Consider the following 17,445-nt stretch of genomic DNA (forward strand, 5'->3'; position numbering starts at 1 on the left):
TTAGTTATTGAAATTACAATTTAAGTAACCATATCTATACCCTATTGCACAAAAAGAATCCAGCATGAGCACCAGTAAAGCCGAGCCAAAAGACAAAGCTGCTTTTAGTAGTTTAATTCCGATTTTTCAGTTTATTAAGCCCTATAAATGGGTGGTAATTTCGGCGCTTGTAGCGCTACTTGTTACCGCTGGAGTTAATTTATCACTAGGCCAAGGGGTTAAATTTGTCATCGATCATGGCTTTATTGCCGGCTCCCAAGCACAATTAAAACAAGCAGTGCTAGTACTAATAGGACTGATCAGTTTATTAGCTGTAGGAACATTCAGCCGTTTTTATTTAATGTCGTGGATTGGCGAGCGCGTGAGTAACGACATCCGTAAAGCGGTGTTTAATCGCATTGTCACTCTGCACCCAAGTTACTTTGAAGAAAACCGCAGCGGTGAGCTCATGTCACGCTTAACCACTGATACCACCTTACTGCAATCAATTATTGGTTCGTCATTTTCAATGGCACTGCGCAGCGCACTGATGCTGGTTGGTGGTTTAGCCATGTTGTTATTCACTAACTTAAAACTCACGTTAGTAGTGGTGGCCTGTGTGCCTTTGGTGCTCGTGCCTATGATGGTGTTTGGCCGTAAAGTACGCAAACTTGCCAGCTCTAGCCAAGACGCGATTGCCGATATCAGCACCTATGCGGGTGAAATAATTCAAAATATTAAAGTAGTGCAAAGCTATAGTCACGAGCAGCGTGAGCAACACGCCTTTGCTCTGGAAACCGATAAAGCATTTAATGTGGCTAAAAGCCGTATTAAGCAGCGCTCATTTTTAATTGCCGCGGTTATATTTTTAACCTTTAGTGCCATTAGCGTGATGTTATGGGTCGGTGGTAGTGATGTACTGGCCGGCACAATGACAGGTGGTGAGCTAGGAGCTTTTGTATTTTATGCCATTATGGTGGCAATGTCAGTGGCAACTGTAGCAGAGGTATACGGTGAGCTGCAACGCGCCGCGGGCGCTGCAGCACGACTACTTGAGTTGTTAGCGGTAAAAAGTGAGATTGTAAACCCTGAAACACCCCTTGATGATCAACTGCAGTTAAACAATGAGTCGGCGGCTATAGAACTTAATAACATTACCTTTAATTATCCGTCACGCCCTGATGTAAGCGCACTTAAAAACGTTACGCTTAATATTAAACAAGGCCAAACCGTGGCAATTGTAGGCCCTTCTGGTGCAGGTAAAACCACCCTGTTTGAACTGCTACAACGCTTTTACGACCCCGCTCGCGGCGATATTAAGTTTCATGGTGTTAACATCAAAGAGCTATCACTCAATAAATTACGTAATAGCATGGGTATGGTGGCACAAAACCCAATTTTATTTAGCTCAGATGTAATGCACAATATTCGCTACGGTAATCCCGATGCGTGCGATAAACAAGTTTATGCTGCGGCTAAGCATGCCCATGCTGATGAGTTTATAACCCAGCTACCAAACGGCTATGAAAGCTTTTTAGGAGAGCAAGGCGTGCGTCTATCTGGCGGGCAAAAGCAGCGTATTGTTTTAGCAAGAGCGATATTAAAAGACCCTGAAATACTGCTACTTGATGAAGCAACCAGTGCACTTGATGCACAAAGTGAACATCACGTACAAGCTGCGCTGGAGCATTTAATGCAGCATCGTACAACACTTATTATTGCTCACCGCTTAGCAACGGTAAAACATGCTGATGTCATAGTCGTAATGGAACAAGGCGAAATTATTGCAACAGGCAGCCACCAGCAATTAATAGAGTCAAACCCGCTTTATAAACAGCTCTGTGAGTTACAGTTTAATAGAGATTAGCGGTCAGCGGTCAGCGGTCAGCGGTCAGCGGTCAGCGGTCAGCGGTCAGCGGTCAGCGGTCAGCGGTCAGCGGTCAGCGGTCAGCGGTAAATAATCTCAATCACCAGCTAATAAACAAGTGATTGAGATAAATAAATGCAAATAACTAGCCTTCGGTATTTGGTACAATTTGAATTTCTACACGGCGGTTTTGCGCGCGGCCGTTAGCATTGTCGTTACTGGCGATTGGTTGAGTTTCTCCATAACCGCGAGTGCTAATACGCCCTGCTAGGATTTGCTGGTTCACTAAGTAACTTTTCACACTTTGTGCACGCTGCTCAGATAACGTCATATTGTAGCTATCTTTGCCTACACTATCAGTGTGTCCTTCAATACTAAGGAAGGTTTTTTCATATTTGTTCATTACTTTAGCAATCGCATCTAAGGTGTTATGAAAGCCTGATGAAATGTACGATTGATCAGTAGCAAAGGTAATATTTGACGGCATAACTAAGCGCAAATTGTCACCTTCACGAACAATTTCAACTCCAGAGCCGGCAAGTTCATCGCGAAAAGCTTGCTCTTGCTTATCCATATAGTCGCCAACGGCAGCACCCGCTAAAGCACCTATTGCAGCACCTATGAAAATACGTTTATCATCATGGTCACCGGTTGCTTTACCCAGTACCGCACCTGTTGCAGCACCAATACCTGCGCCCATGCCAGTATTGTTGGTTTCACAACCTGTCAGTAATACGCCTACGATTGTCGCTGTTAGTAGTGGTTTAGTTAACGTCATGGTAACTCCTTGCCTATAAATACTCATTTACCAACAAGTATGCAAAGCTATCCATGAACAAACCATGAAGAATCAGTTAAAAGCCCAGCGACTCTCGATCTACGGCGGGTAATTTATAAGGTGCCACGAGCTTCGTTAATTCGCCACTATCAGCCAACTTTTTTAGTTGCTCATCAATACGTTTAGCCAAATCAGTATTATGAAACGATTGGCTTAGAGCAAGGTAACCATAGATTGTGTCGCTGTGACGGTAGTCCATTTTCACTAGTTTATTGATAGGTTGGTTTAATACACTCATGGCATGATCTGTGGTGCTTTCAATTCCTATAACAAGGTCCACTCGACCTTTTACTAATAAATCAATGGCTGTATTTTCTGTCAGCACTGGAACTTTAATTAACTTATCGTCCTCATTAAAGCGCTTAAAATATGCAGCTCCACGCATAATGGCTATTTTCTTTCCATACAAGTCATCGTAGCGCTTAATTTCTAACTGACTTTCATGGCGCGCATAAAACACAAATGATGAGGTAATTACCATATAAGGAGGGGTTACAAAGTGCATCAATTGCTGGCGTTTAGGGGTAAGGATTAACCCTCCCATTGCGTTGACTTCACCTTGCTCAAGCATTCTGATACAACGAGAAAATGGACAACCAACTAACTCTAATTTAAACCCAAGCTGTTGCTGTATTTCCTGAAAAATATCAACAATTGCACCGCTGATTTCACCATCCTCAGATATTTGGCTATAAGGAGGGCCATGATCAACCGCTAACGACACCTTAGTAGTCGGTGCGCTGGTCTGAGCCTCAATGCTAAACGAACACATAAGGGCTAATAAAATGTGCACAATAGATCGCATAACAACTTAATTTTAGCTTCGCTTCTTCTTATTGTAGACAGGTACATAAATTAAAAACCATAAAATTGTCACTAAAATTTGTCATAATGAAATATAAAAGCAATAACAGGGAAAACCGACGCTATGTTGCTCGCTATTTTTAAACAATTTTTTTTACTCGGTTGCATGAGTTTTGGCGGCCCGGCTGCTCATTTAGGTTATTTTAAACGCCACTTTGTTGACAACCTAAAGTGGTTAAACACCCAGCGCTATGCGCAACTTATTAGTTTAAGCCAAGCATTACCAGGTCCTGGTTCAAGCCAAGTCGGATTTGCCATTGGTGTTGAGCGTGGCGGCTTACTAGGTGGTATTGCTGCATTTATCGGTTTTACGCTGCCGTCATTATTAATTATGATATTACTTGCCATTAGCGCCCATCAGTTTGACGCCATTTACTTTGCTATAATCGCCGGATTAAAATTATTTGCAGTGGTGATTGTCGCTGATGCAACACTCAGTATGGCAAAAAGCTTTTGCACAAGTTGGCTGTTAAAAGCCTTGGCGGCTTCAAGTACCTTGCTGCTCATCGTCATACCGAACCTTGCCAGCCAAATAGCGGTTCTGGTGGTAGCAGCCAGTATTGGCGCTATTTGGCCTATGCTTAATTTAACAACCAACAACGAAACCGCAGCAACAACAAAAGCTGGCGTTAACTGGTTTGCTTTAGCGTTATTTGCTTTATTACTGCTAATCAGTTTTATGCCTTTAGGTGAAAGCGCCGCATTATTCGCACCTTTTTATCAAGCGGGTGCGATGGTGTTTGGTGGTGGCCACGTTGTGTTGCCAATACTTCAGGCAGGCTTACCCACACTCAGCACTGAGCAGTTTTTAACAGCTTATGCTAGTGCTCAAGCAGTACCAGGCCCTATGTTTACTATAGCGAGTTATTTAGGAACACAGTTTGAGCACATACAGCCAGTAGTAGGCGCACTGCTTGCCACTGCTTTAATCTTTTTACCTGGGCTGTTACTCATGTTTGCACTGCAGAGTAGTTGGTTACAATTAGCTCAACGCCCTCGCTTCGCCAGTAGTATTGCTGCACTCAATGCTGCTGTAGTTGGTTTTTTAGCGGCGGCTCTATACTCGCCAATTTGGACCTCAGCGGTGCACAATATTTGGCAGATAGCGCTGGTAATCGCTGCATTTGCTTGGCTGAGGTTGGCAAAGCCACCGATATGGTGGCTATTAGTTGGTTTTATTATGATTGGTCTTGGGCAGCATTATTTGCCACTTTAACGGTGGGCTTTATTCCCGTTGTTCCATTTATCGCAGGGCTGAACTGCCCTGTGACACTTTGGTAAGGACGTAAATCAAACAGCGGCAATACCGCAAGTAGATGGTCCATTATTTCAGCTTGCAAGTGTTCAAACGATATCCAGCGCTTATCTTCACTAAAACAATAAAACTCAATAGGTAAACCATGATTTAGTGGCTGAAGCTCACGCACCATAAGCGTTAAAGAGGTGTTTATTTTCTCATGTTGCTTTAAATAGCCTTCGGCGTAACGACGAAACAAGCCTAAGTTTGATACCGGATCTGGCAAACTATTCATTTTAATAAAGTCTTTTAGGGCAATTGTTTGACCAATCGTTTTAGTAAGCTCTTCATCAGCTAAGCGAATACTATTCATATCAATATTAAGGGAGCGTTTAATACGGCGGCCGCCAGACTCCTGCATACCACGCCAGTTTTTAAACGAACCCGCTACCAACATGTAAGTAGGAATAGTCGTAATAGTATTATCCCAGTTACGCACCTTAACTGTGTTTAGCCCTAAGTCGATAACTTCACCATCGGCACCGTAATTATCAACTTGAATCCAATCTCCGTATGTCACTAAGCGATTGGCAGCGATTTGAATACTCGCAACAAAGCCGAGAATCGTGTCTTTAAATACGAGTAGGGTAACCGCAGCAATGGCACCAAAGCCAGATAAGATATAGGTGGGAGACTTTTCCAGCACAATACTGACGATTAAAATCGCACAGATCATAAAAGTAATTAGTTTAACAACCTGAATCAACCCTTGTATTGGTACTTCACGGGCAAATTCTAATTGGTTATAAATAGCGCCAGCAATACTCACAATACTACTTATGATAAAACCAACATGAATGATCAACAGTGTTTGACCTATGGTTTTAAATACTTCGGCGGCAAATTCACCAACCGGGTAAACACTGTCAAACGTCGCTAAAAACAACACACAGCAAAGCATGCCTGCAAAACGACGATTAAGCTTTGTTAGCAGTGGCGAAAGTATGCCAATGCGTTCAGGAGAGAGTTTAGTGACCACCGCCTGAATTCCCGGCAACATTAAACGACGAGTAAATAAATACACAACCAGTAATGTAGCTATACCAATTGCAGTCGCCGTTAATGAACCGAACAATTCAGCGTCAGGCATTCCTTCAAACCAAGGTGTTACTAATTGTTGTAGGCGTGTTGGTGTCGTCACGGTAATTCAATCTCCTTATTATTGATAATTACAGCCTCTGATTTCTGTTTGCCATAAGCTAGCGCAAGCTCAGCATCTTTGTTTAACCATAACTGATTAATTGATTCTTGAAAGTGGCTTCTAAACTGACTATCTTGCTGATAATTACCTAATAGCTCTGCACGTACAGGCTCTAAGCAAATATTAATGGTTACTTTATTTAAGCGACCACGTAAAAAGCTACCACAAATATGATTGCTTTGCGCTTCGTACATCAGCGTTGTATTAAGGATGGCATCAAATTGCTCACCAAGCACTTCTAGTGCAAATGCCACTCCACCGGCTTTAGGTTTTAATAAATGCTGAAATGGACTTTGCTGTGCCTGATGCTTTGCCTTGGTAAAGCGCGTGCCTTCGACAAAATTAATGATAGTGGTTGGGTGACTGCGAAAGTTTCGACAACTGTGCTTAGTTCGCGCAACATCAAGACCTTTTAGTTTAGGGTTTTTCGCTAACTGCGCTTTACTGACTCGCTTCATAAATGGCATGCCCATAGCCCACGCTCCGGAGCCAATGAGCGGCACATATTTCAGTTCGTCTTTTAAAAAGAATTTAGGAGCAGGTAATACGTCGATCGCGCTCAAGACAACAATATCTAACCAACTAAAGTGGTTCGAAATCAATAAATACCAACCGCGTTGATTTACATCACCATTAATAACTGTGGTGATTTGCGCGTTACTCAATTTTAAACCGAGCCGATTACCTCTACACCAGCCTTGATAGGCTATATGTAACAGGTTACTTATCCAAGCTAGAGGCAATACTAGTTTTATTAAACCCAATATTAATACGATGCAGCCCCACAGCAAGGTGTTGCTAAAAAGTACTAGGCCTACAATCAGGCCATTTAGCCAGTTAGGTAAAATATTTTTTAGCATGCATGCCCGCTTTTTAAACTCATTTCGCTTGTTGCTCAAGCTTGACTAATTGTTGCTCTTTTTCTTGCCACAGACGATTTAGCTCTGTTTGAAAACCAACTCTGAATTCAGAGTCACCGGTGTAATCACCGATTAACTCAGGGCTAACAGGCAATACTTCAACGTGCACGTTGATATTTTTCACTCGACCACTGGCAAAGTCGATAAAACTTGGTATGCCATCTGGGTAATGAATCGTGACATTAACCACTTTAGAAATCTGCTCACCCATTGCTTGCATCACAAACGCGATACCGCCCGCTTTTGGCTTTAATAAATGCGGGAATGGGCTATTTTGGCGCGCATGCTTTGCTGGGGTAAACCGCGTGCCTTCAACAAAGTTAACTATGCTCACTGGCATCTCTTTAAACTTTTCACAGGCTTTACGGGTTGTTTCTAAGTCTTTACCACGTAGTTTTGGATTCTTTTTTAACTGGCTTTTACTGGTACGGGTCATAAATGGGAAATCTAAAGCCCACCACGCTAAGCCTAAAATTGGCACGTAGATAAGTTCTTTCTTCAAAAAGAAATTCAAAAACGGAATTTTACGGTTCAATAAGCGCTGCAATACTAAAATATCGACCCAGCTTTGGTGGTTAGCAATAATCAAATACCAGTCTTTAAGTTGAACTTGCTCAAGACCCGTTACATTTAACTGATACGGTGTAAATATATTTTGATTTAATGAATTACAGCTCACCCACATAGTGGCGCACTTTTTAGCCGCCCAACTCATCGCTTTTTGCAGTGGTTTAATTGGCAGCAATTTAATTAAGCCACAAACAAAAATAGGTATAAACCAAACCACAGTATTGAGGGTGTAAAAGAAAATACTAAAAATACAACGGATCAAAGACATTACTACTTAATTCCTTTTCATTAAAACTGTTCGGTGACGTATAACATATTATGCAGTATCGCAATTAATCTTCAAAATAGGTATAGCCTGCAAGGCCCGCATTTAGTTCTAGTAAATACTGTGCTTTGTTACTATCGCTGACATTTAATTTTTCAATGGTTGCAGCAAAGTTCTCAGCTAAAATCTCGCTATCATAGTCGACAAACTTTAATACATCCTTAACGCTATCACCTTTTATGGCATTAGTTAGCTGGTAGCCATTTTCGTTCAACTCAACATGCACTGAGTCTGTGTCGCCAAATAAGTTATGCAAATCGCCTAAAATCTCTTGGTATGCGCCCACCATAAACATGGCAACATGGTATTGCTGACCAGGAACATATTGCGGGATAGGTAAACTTGTTTCAATCCCAGCACCTTCTACGTATTCACGAATTTGCCCGTCTGAGTCACAGGTTATATCTTGGATAATAGCCCGTTGCGTTAATGGTTTGTCTAGGTTTTCAATTGGCATTACCGGAAATAACTGCTGAATACCCCATACATCTGGTAACGACTGGAACAAAGAAAAGTTAACGAATAGCTTATCGGCCAGTTTTTCATTTAAATCATCAAGTACTTCACGATGGGCGCGAGCGTTACTTAAAGATGCCCGCACACGATGCAATATCGTAAAGTACAGTTGCTCTATTTTAGCCCACTCTAACATGCTTACTAAACCATGCACGTACTGATCATGCGCTTCACTAAATAAGTGCATCGCATCGTGATAAATTTCCAGTGCCATACGTGGCGTTAAGCGCTGTAAACATTGCCACATTTCATCAAGCACTAACACACTATTTGGCTCTGGTGCACTCGGGTTTAAATGATTTGGCGCTTGTTCGATATCAATCACATCAGTAATTAAAACCGCATGATGTGCCGTCAGCGCTCGCCCAGATTCAGTGATGATTGCTGGGTGAGGTAAGTCGTGCTGCTCACATACTTCAGCAAATGCGTTAACGACATTACGAGCATATTCATCCACCGTGTAATTCATAGAACAGGCACTACGCGAACCAGAACCTTCGTAATCCACGCCAAGTCCACCGCCTACATCAACGGTATTTAGTGGTACTCCTAATTGCGTTAATTCAGCAAAATGGCGTGAACATTCGCGTAATGCACGATGAATATCGCGAATATTGGCAATTTGTGAGCCAATATGAAAATGCACCATTTGCATTAAGTGCAATTTATTGTGCTGTTTAAGCACCTCAACCGCACTGAGCACTTGCCCTGCAGTTAAACCAAACTTGCCTTTTTCGCCGCCAGTATTTTGCCATTTACCTTTACCCACAGAGTTTAAGCGAATACGAATACCAATGGCAGGTTCAATACCTAAATCATCAATTTCAGCTAGCAAGGTGGTCAATTCTGAGAGCTTTTCAACAACCACTTTTACTTTGTGCCCCATCGCTTGACCGATACAGGCCAAACGTAGAAATTCGCTATCTTTATAGCCATTACAAACAATGGTGATAGGTGATGTTGCCACCCCTAAAATCGCCATAAGCTCAGGTTTTGAGCCGGCTTCAAGACCTACTAAGCCACTTGGGTGAGCTAATAACTTACTCACAACTGAGCGCTGCTGGTTTACTTTTATTGGATAAACACAGGTGTACTGGCCATGATAGTCACGAGCATCGCGAGCTTTGCCAAAAGCACTGGTGAGAGTATCAACACGATTTTGCAAAATATCGGTAAAGCGCACTAATACCGGCAAGGTTAAACCTTGCTTCTTAAACTGCTCGGTAAGCTCAGTTAATGAGATAGCCGCTTTGGACTGGTCCCCATCAGGGTAAGCCACCAACTCGCCTTGGCTATTTATGTCAAAGTAACCATCGCTCCAGTGAGCAACATTATAGGTCGCGCGTGCTGTGTCTAAACCCCAAGTCATGGCAATTTCTTCTTAAGTTAACTGTTTCGCGGAATCGGTTATTTTAATACGTCATAACGCCCTACGCTAACAAAAATTAACCTTTAAGCCAAAGCTAGGATAAAATATTCGCTATACTGATAAAATTTCATTGAGCAAAACGCCAACCACTGGCAGAATTGCCCCTTTTTCATACTCAACTAAAAAGTGTAGCTAGCGACATGGCAAATTTAGATCAAAGCAAATGGTTTACCGAAATAAGCGACCGTGACGGCAGTGCGTTTTCTCTACGCATTAATAAAAAACTAGACGAAAAACAGTCGCCTTTTCAAAAAGTCGAAATGTTCGAGACCACTGACTTTGGTAATTTGATGATTATAGATGGCTGCACTATGGTTAGTAGCCGCGAAAACTTCTTTTACCATGAAATGATCAGTCACCCGGCACTATTGGCTCACCCGAATCCGAAAAATGTTGTGATCATCGGCGGTGGTGACTGCGGTACATTGCGCGAAGTACTAAAACACCCAAGTGTTGAGTCTGTAACCCAAATAGATATCGACGAAGTCGTCACCCAAATGTCGCTAAAATACTTCCCTGAGTTATGTGAAGCAAACCAAGACCCTCGTGCAACGGTAATGTTTGATGATGGCATTAAATACATGCGCGAAGCCGCCGCAGACTCTATTGATGTGGTGATTGTTGATGGCACTGACCCAGTTGGCCCTGGTGAAGGCTTGTTCAACCATGCATTTTACACAAGTTGCTTAAATGCTCTTCGCCCAGGTGGCATCATGGTACAGCAAAGTGAGTCACCATTAATGCACATGCCATTATTAGTTGAGATGCGTGATGCCATGACTGAAGTAGGCTTTAACGATTTGCAAACCCTGCCTTTCCCGCAACCAATTTACCCAAGCGGCCTATGGTCAGTGACACTTGCTCGTAAAGATGAAGCATTTGCAGGATTTAGAGAAGATGCCGCTAGTGAGCTTGCTCAAGGCACTGAATACTACAACAGCGGTATTCACCATGGTGCATTAGCAACACCTAATTTTATGAAGCGTGCTTTTGAGAAAAAGTAAGTACCGAGTATAAAATAACAAAAAGGGTTCGTATGAACCCTTTTTGCTTTTCAGCACTCAAACTTAAAAGCGCCACTGTGCATTTAAGCTAATTTGTTGCTGGGAAATTTTTTCTGTGATGCCCATCGTAGCGCGATTATCAGCATGACTATGCAATGCTGAGCCCTCAATACCTAACTGCCATTGTGGTGTGAGCTGATAGCGCCATGTGGCCGTAATACCTTCACCATGACTGGCATTTGGATCAAACGCCCAGTCGTCTTTATCGGTGACTTCAAAGTAGTCATAACGCACAGATAGCCGATGTGCTGCCATTTTGTGGCTTAATAAAATAAAGTGGCTGTAAAAGTCATTATCGACCCCGCGGGCTTCGCCCATCGCCGTATTACCCGACATCACTTGAGTGATTAGCCGTGTTTTAGCATTAAACTTATACAGCCAAGCTGCACTTGCGAAGCGGGTGTCCCAGGCATACTGCCCAGTGCTATGATTTAATGCAGCCGGATCACCATTATTGTCGTAATAATAAAACCTAAATTGCGATTTTTTTAAATAATCCCAATGTACACCAGCATAATAACCAAATCGGCCATCCACTTCTTCAAACGGTAAAACCTGGTTCGCCTGCCACTGTAATTGCGGTGTATTTAAGGACGCAACTGGCGCAAATGCAATAGCTTCATTAAATGTTGTTTGTCGGTCGTGCAGAGCAAAACCCCGCCACGCTAGCAGTGTTCCTGCGGGATCATTACCTTTAAATGTCGCGCCAACAAAAGTAAAACTATGTTTACTATTAAAACTACGACCTGGGCGTTTAATGGTTGCCTCTACGCCCAAAGTACGGACCTCTTCGCCAATCCATGAATTAATAGCTGAGTTGGTGTAATTATAAGGAGAGATCCAGCCCATATCAGGGTTTTCTAGTGACAATAACGGATAAAAACCACCAGCGCGAACATGCCATTTGTAGTTACTTCTGGTCAGAGGTTTATATTGTAAATACGCTTGGCTAACGCCTAAACTCGGTTCTGGATCTTGATGCGCATTAATTACGCCATGGGCAGACCATGCACTGCTGAGATCCGCTCTAAAATCAATTAACCCTTGTGACAGTACAATACCATCAGTATCACTATCATAACGATATAGCCCCACCCCACCTTCTTGCCAACTAGGTTGTGAATCCCCCTTTATAGCACTTAGCTGTAATAACCCTTTAACTTGCGCACTGGCATGTGTAGTTAGTGTTAGCAGGGTTAAAATTAATAGTATTCTAATATTCATCAAACTCATCGACCCCCAGCATAATACGGGGAATTAATTGTTGTTTTAGTTGATATTGTAAAGCTGTATCAGCAATTTTAACGCGCTGCGATTCCGTTAAACTTATATCGTTGAAACCTTCATGCCATACATTAAGTGTGTAATCCCCCGATGGCGCATCAAACGACAATTTGCCCTGCTCATTTGTTATGCCATAAAAAGGGCTATCAACAACCACGATATAACCAAGCATCCAATCGTGAATATTACAGCCAAGCTCAACAACCCCTGTTTGCTCAAAGGTTATCGGTGCTTTGGGCTGTTCGCGATAAAGCTTTAACTCAAACGACTTACTTTTAGAAAACGAATAAACGTGATGCATAATCGAATCTAAATTAGGAAATTCAACCTCAGCATTTTGCTCTACTACTAATACATGAGGAGTAAACTGGCGGTCTTTTTGCGACATAGTAAATGACTGATTAGGGCGCACCTTACTTTCTAAAGGTTGTAACGGGGTTAACCACACCACCGCATTGGCCACAGCTTGCTGATCTAAATCAGCTATTGTCACAGTAACGGCATAGCTTTTAACCGTAATAAAAGCTAAAAGTAGCAAAGAGAAGAGTTTCATGTTGGCTATTCTAATTATTTTATATACCAGTATAGACCTGTTTTCTTGATACTTTATTACTTATTTAAAAAAAGTTATTGCAATGAATACGTATGTAGCTACCTCGTAAATCTCCCCTGTGCGTTTTATGCTAACTAACTGAACTCTGGATAACTTACCCAGTTAGACATAAAGGACACACAATGCGATTACCTTTACTACTGCTCGTGATATTGTCAGGCAGTTGTTTCGCTAAAGAAGCAACGCTCGAGTCACCGAATAAAAAAATTAAAATAACCATTTCAGATCAAAATGCTACACCGCATTATTCTATTAGCTTCAACAACAAAAACGTAATTGGAAACTCATCTCTAGGGTTTGAATTTAAGCAACAAGCTGCGTTTGATGAAGGCTTCACGATCACTAATATTACTAACAACCAAGTAAACACCCAGTGGCAACAACCTTGGGGTGAACGTCAAACGGTTATTGATCGTCACAATGAAGTAGCAGTCACCTTCAGTAAGCCAGCCCCTCACGGTGGAACCTACACTGTACGCTTTAGAGCATTTGATAGTGGTGTAGGTTTTCGTTACGAAATTCCTAAACAAGCTGGCTTTGAAAACATTGAAATAACCAAAGAACTTACCGAATTTGCAGTTACCGCTGCGGATAAAGCCACAGCCTGGTGGATCCCCGCGCGAGGCTGGAATCGCTACGAATATGTTTACAACACCACACCATTACAAGATGCAGCCCTTGTACACACCCCTTTTACTTTTAAAAATGCTGACGGTGTGCACATTAGTATTCACGAAGCCGCGCTTGTTGATTACGCCGGTATGGTACTCAACCAGCGCCGCCCTGGTACATTACAAGCTGATTTAACACCTTGGTCTGACGGCATCGCAGTTAAAAAGCGAGGCGCATTTAATACCCCATGGCGGACAGTACAAATTGGCGAACAAGCCATTGATTTGATCAATTCAGATATTATCTTAAACCTGAACGAACCTAACAAACTCGGTGATGTATCCTGGGTTAAGCCGGGTAAATATGTGGGTATTTGGTGGGGTATGCATATCAATGAGACCACTTGGGGCAGTGGTGAAAAGCACGGAGCCACCACGGCAAACACTAAATACTACATGGATTTTGCCGCGAAATATGGCTTTGATGGTGTGCTCGTTGAGGGATGGAACATTGGCTGGGATGGTGATTGGTTCTTTAACGGCGATGTATTTAGCTTTACTAAACCTTATGATGATTTCGATATTGCCGAGCTGACTCGTTACGGTAAACAAAAAGGTGTGCAGCTTATTGGCCACCATGAAACCTCTGGTAACGTTACAAACTATCGCAATCAAATGGAAGATGCTTACGCCCTGTATGAAAAATCTAACGTTAGCCAAGTAAAAACAGGTTACGTCGCTGATGGCGGTAATATCAAACGCATTGATGAAAATGGCATTATTCGAAAAGAATGGCATGACGGCCAGTTTATGGTTAACGAGTATCTACACAGCATTAAACTCGCAGCCAAACATAAGCTTAGCATTAATACCCATGAACCAATCAAAGACACTGGCTTGCGCCGCACTTACCCAAATTGGATTGCTCGTGAAGGCGCCCGAGGTCAAGAGTTTAATGCGTGGGGCACACCACCTAACCCACCTGAGCACATCCCCATGCTAGCCTTTACTCGCATGTTAGCAGGCCCAATCGACTTCACCCCGGGCATATTTGATATGGGCTTTAATGGTTTAGGCGCTGATACTAACCGCCCACAAACAACCCTAGCTAAACAACTGGCTTTATATGTTGTTATGTATAGCCCAATTCAAATGGCTGCTGACTTACCGCGTAATTACTTAGCTAAACCGGATGCATTTCAATTTATTCAAGACGTACCCACCGACTGGCAACAAAGTATCGCACTAGCCGGTGAAGTTGGCGACTACGTGGTGTTTGCACGTAAAGAGCGCAAGCGTGACAATTACGCTGGTAATGATTGGTACTTAGGCGCAGTCACCGATGAGCAAGCTCGAACAATAGATATTAAGCTTGATTTTTTAGAGCCTGGCAAAGTATTCGAAGCACATATATACCGAGATGGCGATAAGGCAGAGTGGAAAAACAACCCTTACGATATCAAGATTGAACAACGTATTGTGACAGCAAAAGATACATTATCGCTAAAGCTAGCGACAAGTGGAGGCACAGCAATTAGGTTTAAAGCGCTGTAAAAGTAGTCATATTTATATTATATGATAGGTTAAAGCGCGATCTAAATCGCGCTTTTTATTTTATTGCTACCGAAGATATAAGCAGTGTAATCTATCGCTACAGGCAACTTAAGATGATGCTGCGCTTCGCTCATTAACAGCCTTGGCATATTGGTTACCTAAGTAAGACCACATATAAAGTCCCCAAAATAAACCTCCTATTGGAAACAAAATAAGCGAGAGCGGTAATACATCAAAAAAATCAACGTAACCGAAAAAACCTTGCAGTAGCGAAAACAAAATAGCTGTCGAAACTCCCCAACCGAGCACACCATGTACAAAGGTATAATGCCATTTACCTTTATCCATTAGCCGCTTTAACTTGCTGAATTTATCATCTTCCATTAACTTAAAACTCCTATACAAACAGACTAAACCTTGCATCTGGTTACTCAACCTGATTTAAAGTTACTTACTTCAAAGGGAGAAAAACTTGTGCGCTGAGGCCCCCTTCCTGGCGGTTTACTAACTTTACTTTACCGTTATGCATATCAATTATTCGTTTGATAATTGCTAAACCAAGTCCACTGCCTTCACTGCCTCTGGCCGCATCACCTTGCTTAAATGGTTCAAATACGGTTTCCAGTTCACTTTCGGGAATACCTGGGCCACGATCGTTTACCATTACAATGGCATATTTTTTATCTGGGCTTAGCGCGGTTTCAACTTCAATATCATCTTGCGAGTAACGAATTGCATTCTCAATCATATTGGTTACTACACGCTTTATAGCAACCATACTCAAAGGCACATTATCGAGGTTTGGATTTTCGATAAAGCGGATATTACGTTGGTGCTTTTGCTCAGAATGTACCACTTCTGAGACAATCGCATTTAAATCTTCAAGCGCAAGTTCTTCACGTTTATGATGGCGTAAATATTCAATAAATTGATCGATAATGGCATTCATGTCTTCGATATCGTAAATAATACCTTCACGCAGATAATCTTCTTCAGCCGACATCATTTCTGTCGCAAGGCGAATACGTGTAAGTGGTGTACGTAAATCATGTGACACACCCGCCATCAATAACCTTCGGTCATTCTCAAGCGCTGCAATACCCCGTGACATTTGGTTAAATGCTCGTGTTACCTCAATCACTTCGGTTGAGCCGTGCTCTTCTAGTTTGGTAGAAAAATCTCCTACGCCTACTTTTACCGCGGCCTGCTGCAATGCTTTTAACGGCCGATTCAAATGACGGGCAAACAACCAACCACCTAACACGCTCAAAAAGCCAATACTCGACAAATAAAAGGTCAAAAATTCTAAGTTGTTATCTTTAAACCCCGTGAGTGGTACTTTTACCCAAAACCCAGGTGCTTGGGGTGCTTCGACCCAGTAAATCAACGGTCCAATTTGACTAATACGCACGCGAGCAGAGCCATTTAATTGCTCCGACATACTGCGCGACAGCATTGGGTACTCGCGTGTTTGGCCAAGCCCTTCGGACATAGCTTGGCGTTGAGTCATCACTTCAATACCCGTGATTTCAAAAAATTTAGCAGATACTTCATCGCTAATTTCAACGCCATCTTCCCAATCAATAAACACAGTTTTAACTTGTTTAGCGAGAATAAGATTTACTTGTTCGATGGTCGGCTTAACCACGTAAAGGCTAACAGTAATGTATGAAACAACTTGGTTGATCAGCAATAATGCTGCCACTAGAAACACAGTTTGGCCAAATGCACTTTTGGGAAACATACTCATAAACGGTTATTTTTCACCGTCAGGAACAAATACATACCCAAGGCCCCACACGGTTTGTATATAACGCGGGTTGGCTGCATCATCTTCAATCATGCGGCGCAGGCGTGAGACTTGCACATCAATACTACGTTCAAGTGCACTGTAATCACGACCACGAGCTAGGTTCATTAACTTATCGCGACTTAGCGGTTCACGAGGATGAGTCACTAACGACTTTAACACAGCAAATTCCCCACTGGTCAAAGACATCGTTTTATCACCTTGGGTCATTTCACGGGTGGCCAGATTAAGCGAAAACTCACCGAAGGTAATTTCGTTTTCTTCTGCCGCAGGTGCGCCAGGCACTTCTTTAGAGCGGCGACGTAAGATTGCTTTAATACGTGCGAGTAGTTCGCGCGGGTTAAAAGGTTTAGGGATATAATCGTCAGCGCCAAGCTCCAAGCCTATAATGCGATCAACTTCATCACCTTTAGCTGTCAGCATAACAATAGGAATTTCGTTCTCTTTTTGCCGTAAACGCTGGCAGATAGATAAGCCATCTTCGCCTGGTAGCATCAGGTCAAGTACCATTAAGTGGAAGTTTTCACGCTCTAATAACCGATCCATTTGTTCAGCATTTGCAGCACTACGTACAATAAATCCTTGCTCTACCAAATAACGCTCTAATAAACTGCGTAATCGCATGTCATCATCGACGACTAATACTTTTGTGGTTTCGTGTCCCATAACATTCATTCTTGTTGTTTTTGACTTGTTAATAGTT

The 17,445-nt window shown here is 42.4% G+C and carries 15 protein-coding genes; 4 read left to right on the top strand and 11 right to left on the bottom strand.

Going from position 1 to position 17,445, the window contains the following annotated elements:
• Positions 1-64 precede the first annotated feature (64 nt).
• A complete protein-coding gene (locus tag NQT69_RS17520) occupies positions 65-1,846 on the top strand; it encodes an ABC transporter transmembrane domain-containing protein (protein WP_256828961.1) in 1,782 nt (593 codons plus the stop codon).
• A 145-nt stretch (positions 1,847-1,991) separates the two neighbouring features.
• Here NQT69_RS17520 and NQT69_RS17525 read toward each other — a convergent pair whose 3' ends face one another.
• Complete coding sequence (locus NQT69_RS17525) at positions 1,992-2,624, bottom strand: OmpA family protein (protein WP_256828962.1); 633 nt, start codon at positions 2,622-2,624, stop codon at positions 1,992-1,994.
• A gap of 76 nt (positions 2,625-2,700) precedes the next feature.
• Positions 2,701-3,477 (bottom strand): substrate-binding periplasmic protein, encoded by a 777-nt coding sequence (locus tag NQT69_RS17530; protein ID WP_256828963.1) that lies wholly within the window; start codon positions 3,475-3,477, stop codon positions 2,701-2,703.
• A gap of 135 nt (positions 3,478-3,612) precedes the next feature.
• On the opposite strand from NQT69_RS17530, the gene chrA reads away from it, so the two are divergent.
• Positions 3,613-4,764 carry a chromate efflux transporter gene (chrA, locus tag NQT69_RS17535; RefSeq protein ID WP_256828964.1) on the top strand — a complete coding sequence of 384 codons (1,152 nt, stop codon included), beginning with the start codon at positions 3,613-3,615 and terminating at the stop codon, positions 4,762-4,764.
• On the opposite strand, the gene NQT69_RS17540 is transcribed toward chrA, so the two are convergent.
• The 4 genes from NQT69_RS17540 to speA all read right to left on the bottom strand — a co-directional run bounded on the left by NQT69_RS17540 (position 4,727) and on the right by speA (position 9,746).
• Positions 4,727-5,935, bottom strand: a complete 1,209-nt coding sequence (locus NQT69_RS17540; RefSeq protein WP_256829059.1) for a mechanosensitive ion channel family protein — start codon at positions 5,933-5,935, stop codon at positions 4,727-4,729. The genes chrA and NQT69_RS17540 overlap by 38 nt on opposite strands.
• Positions 5,936-5,982: 47 nt before the next feature.
• Positions 5,983-6,906, bottom strand: coding sequence for an acetyltransferase (locus NQT69_RS17545; protein WP_256828965.1), 924 nt, complete (start codon positions 6,904-6,906; stop codon positions 5,983-5,985).
• Between the two features lie 19 nt (positions 6,907-6,925).
• On the bottom strand, positions 6,926-7,804 hold the full coding sequence (locus NQT69_RS17550; RefSeq protein WP_256828966.1) for an acyltransferase: 879 nt from the start codon (positions 7,802-7,804) through the stop codon (positions 6,926-6,928).
• 64 nt (positions 7,805-7,868) lie between these two features.
• On the bottom strand, positions 7,869-9,746 hold the full coding sequence (gene speA / locus NQT69_RS17555; RefSeq protein WP_256828967.1) for a biosynthetic arginine decarboxylase: 1,878 nt from the start codon (positions 9,744-9,746) through the stop codon (positions 7,869-7,871).
• A 200-nt stretch (positions 9,747-9,946) separates the two neighbouring features.
• On the opposite strand from speA, the gene speE reads away from it, so the two are divergent.
• Positions 9,947-10,810: a polyamine aminopropyltransferase gene (gene speE / locus NQT69_RS17560; RefSeq protein ID WP_256828968.1), complete on the top strand. Its 864-nt coding sequence runs from the start codon at positions 9,947-9,949 to the stop codon at positions 10,808-10,810.
• A gap of 63 nt (positions 10,811-10,873) precedes the next feature.
• On the opposite strand, the gene NQT69_RS17565 is transcribed toward speE, so the two are convergent.
• Together NQT69_RS17565 and NQT69_RS17570 are read right to left on the bottom strand one after the other, a co-directional pair.
• Complete coding sequence (locus tag NQT69_RS17565) at positions 10,874-12,094, bottom strand: hypothetical protein (protein ID WP_256828969.1); 1,221 nt, start codon at positions 12,092-12,094, stop codon at positions 10,874-10,876.
• Positions 12,084-12,707, bottom strand: coding sequence for a methylamine utilization protein (locus tag NQT69_RS17570; protein ID WP_256828970.1), 624 nt, complete (start codon positions 12,705-12,707; stop codon positions 12,084-12,086). Before NQT69_RS17570 ends, NQT69_RS17565 begins: the two co-directional genes overlap by 11 nt.
• Positions 12,708-12,889: 182 nt before the next feature.
• Between NQT69_RS17570 and NQT69_RS17575 the strand changes: the two genes are divergently transcribed.
• A complete protein-coding gene (locus NQT69_RS17575; protein ID WP_256828971.1) occupies positions 12,890-14,932 on the top strand; it encodes a glycoside hydrolase family 97 protein in 2,043 nt (680 codons plus the stop codon).
• Between the two features lie 108 nt (positions 14,933-15,040).
• Here NQT69_RS17575 and NQT69_RS17580 read toward each other — a convergent pair whose 3' ends face one another.
• The 3 genes from NQT69_RS17580 to ompR form a co-directional block, all read right to left on the bottom strand.
• Complete coding sequence (locus NQT69_RS17580; RefSeq protein WP_256828972.1) at positions 15,041-15,316, bottom strand: hypothetical protein; 276 nt, start codon at positions 15,314-15,316, stop codon at positions 15,041-15,043.
• 67 nt (positions 15,317-15,383) lie between these two features.
• Positions 15,384-16,682: a two-component system sensor histidine kinase EnvZ gene (envZ, locus tag NQT69_RS17585; protein ID WP_256828973.1), complete on the bottom strand. Its 1,299-nt coding sequence runs from the start codon at positions 16,680-16,682 to the stop codon at positions 15,384-15,386.
• Between the two features lie 6 nt (positions 16,683-16,688).
• Positions 16,689-17,408: an osmolarity response regulator transcription factor OmpR gene (gene ompR / locus NQT69_RS17590; protein WP_256828974.1), complete on the bottom strand. Its 720-nt coding sequence runs from the start codon at positions 17,406-17,408 to the stop codon at positions 16,689-16,691.
• Between the last annotated feature and the right edge of the window lie 37 nt (positions 17,409-17,445).

The sequence above is a fragment of the Pseudoalteromonas shioyasakiensis genome, assembly GCF_024518675.1.
Lineage (GTDB): Bacteria > Pseudomonadota > Gammaproteobacteria > Enterobacterales > Alteromonadaceae > Pseudoalteromonas > Pseudoalteromonas shioyasakiensis_B.

What these genes read in the sequence shown, in the direction of transcription:
- NQT69_RS17550 (WP_256828966.1), bottom strand. Translation starts at nt 7,804, where the DNA reads ATGTCTTTGATCCGTTGTATTTTTAGTATTTTCTTTTACACCCTCAAT.
- NQT69_RS17545 (WP_256828965.1), bottom strand. Translation starts at nt 6,906, where the DNA reads ATGCTAAAAAATATTTTACCTAACTGGCTAAATGGCCTGATTGTAGGC.
- speE (WP_256828968.1), top strand. Translation starts at nt 9,947, where the DNA reads ATGGCAAATTTAGATCAAAGCAAATGGTTTACCGAAATAAGCGACCGT.
- speA (WP_256828967.1), bottom strand. Translation starts at nt 9,746, where the DNA reads ATGACTTGGGGTTTAGACACAGCACGCGCGACCTATAATGTTGCTCAC.
- NQT69_RS17525 (WP_256828962.1), bottom strand. Translation starts at nt 2,624, where the DNA reads ATGACGTTAACTAAACCACTACTAACAGCGACAATCGTAGGCGTATTA.
- NQT69_RS17540 (WP_256829059.1), bottom strand. Translation starts at nt 5,935, where the DNA reads ATGCCTGACGCTGAATTGTTCGGTTCATTAACGGCGACTGCAATTGGT.
- ompR (WP_256828974.1), bottom strand. Translation starts at nt 17,408, where the DNA reads ATGGGACACGAAACCACAAAAGTATTAGTCGTCGATGATGACATGCGA.
- chrA (WP_256828964.1), top strand. Translation starts at nt 3,613, where the DNA reads ATGTTGCTCGCTATTTTTAAACAATTTTTTTTACTCGGTTGCATGAGT.
- envZ (WP_256828973.1), bottom strand. Translation starts at nt 16,682, where the DNA reads ATGAGTATGTTTCCCAAAAGTGCATTTGGCCAAACTGTGTTTCTAGTG.
- NQT69_RS17580 (WP_256828972.1), bottom strand. Translation starts at nt 15,316, where the DNA reads ATGGAAGATGATAAATTCAGCAAGTTAAAGCGGCTAATGGATAAAGGT.
- NQT69_RS17520 (WP_256828961.1), top strand. Translation starts at nt 65, where the DNA reads ATGAGCACCAGTAAAGCCGAGCCAAAAGACAAAGCTGCTTTTAGTAGT.
- NQT69_RS17575 (WP_256828971.1), top strand. Translation starts at nt 12,890, where the DNA reads ATGCGATTACCTTTACTACTGCTCGTGATATTGTCAGGCAGTTGTTTC.
- NQT69_RS17570 (WP_256828970.1), bottom strand. Translation starts at nt 12,707, where the DNA reads ATGAAACTCTTCTCTTTGCTACTTTTAGCTTTTATTACGGTTAAAAGC.
- NQT69_RS17565 (WP_256828969.1), bottom strand. Translation starts at nt 12,094, where the DNA reads ATGAATATTAGAATACTATTAATTTTAACCCTGCTAACACTAACTACA.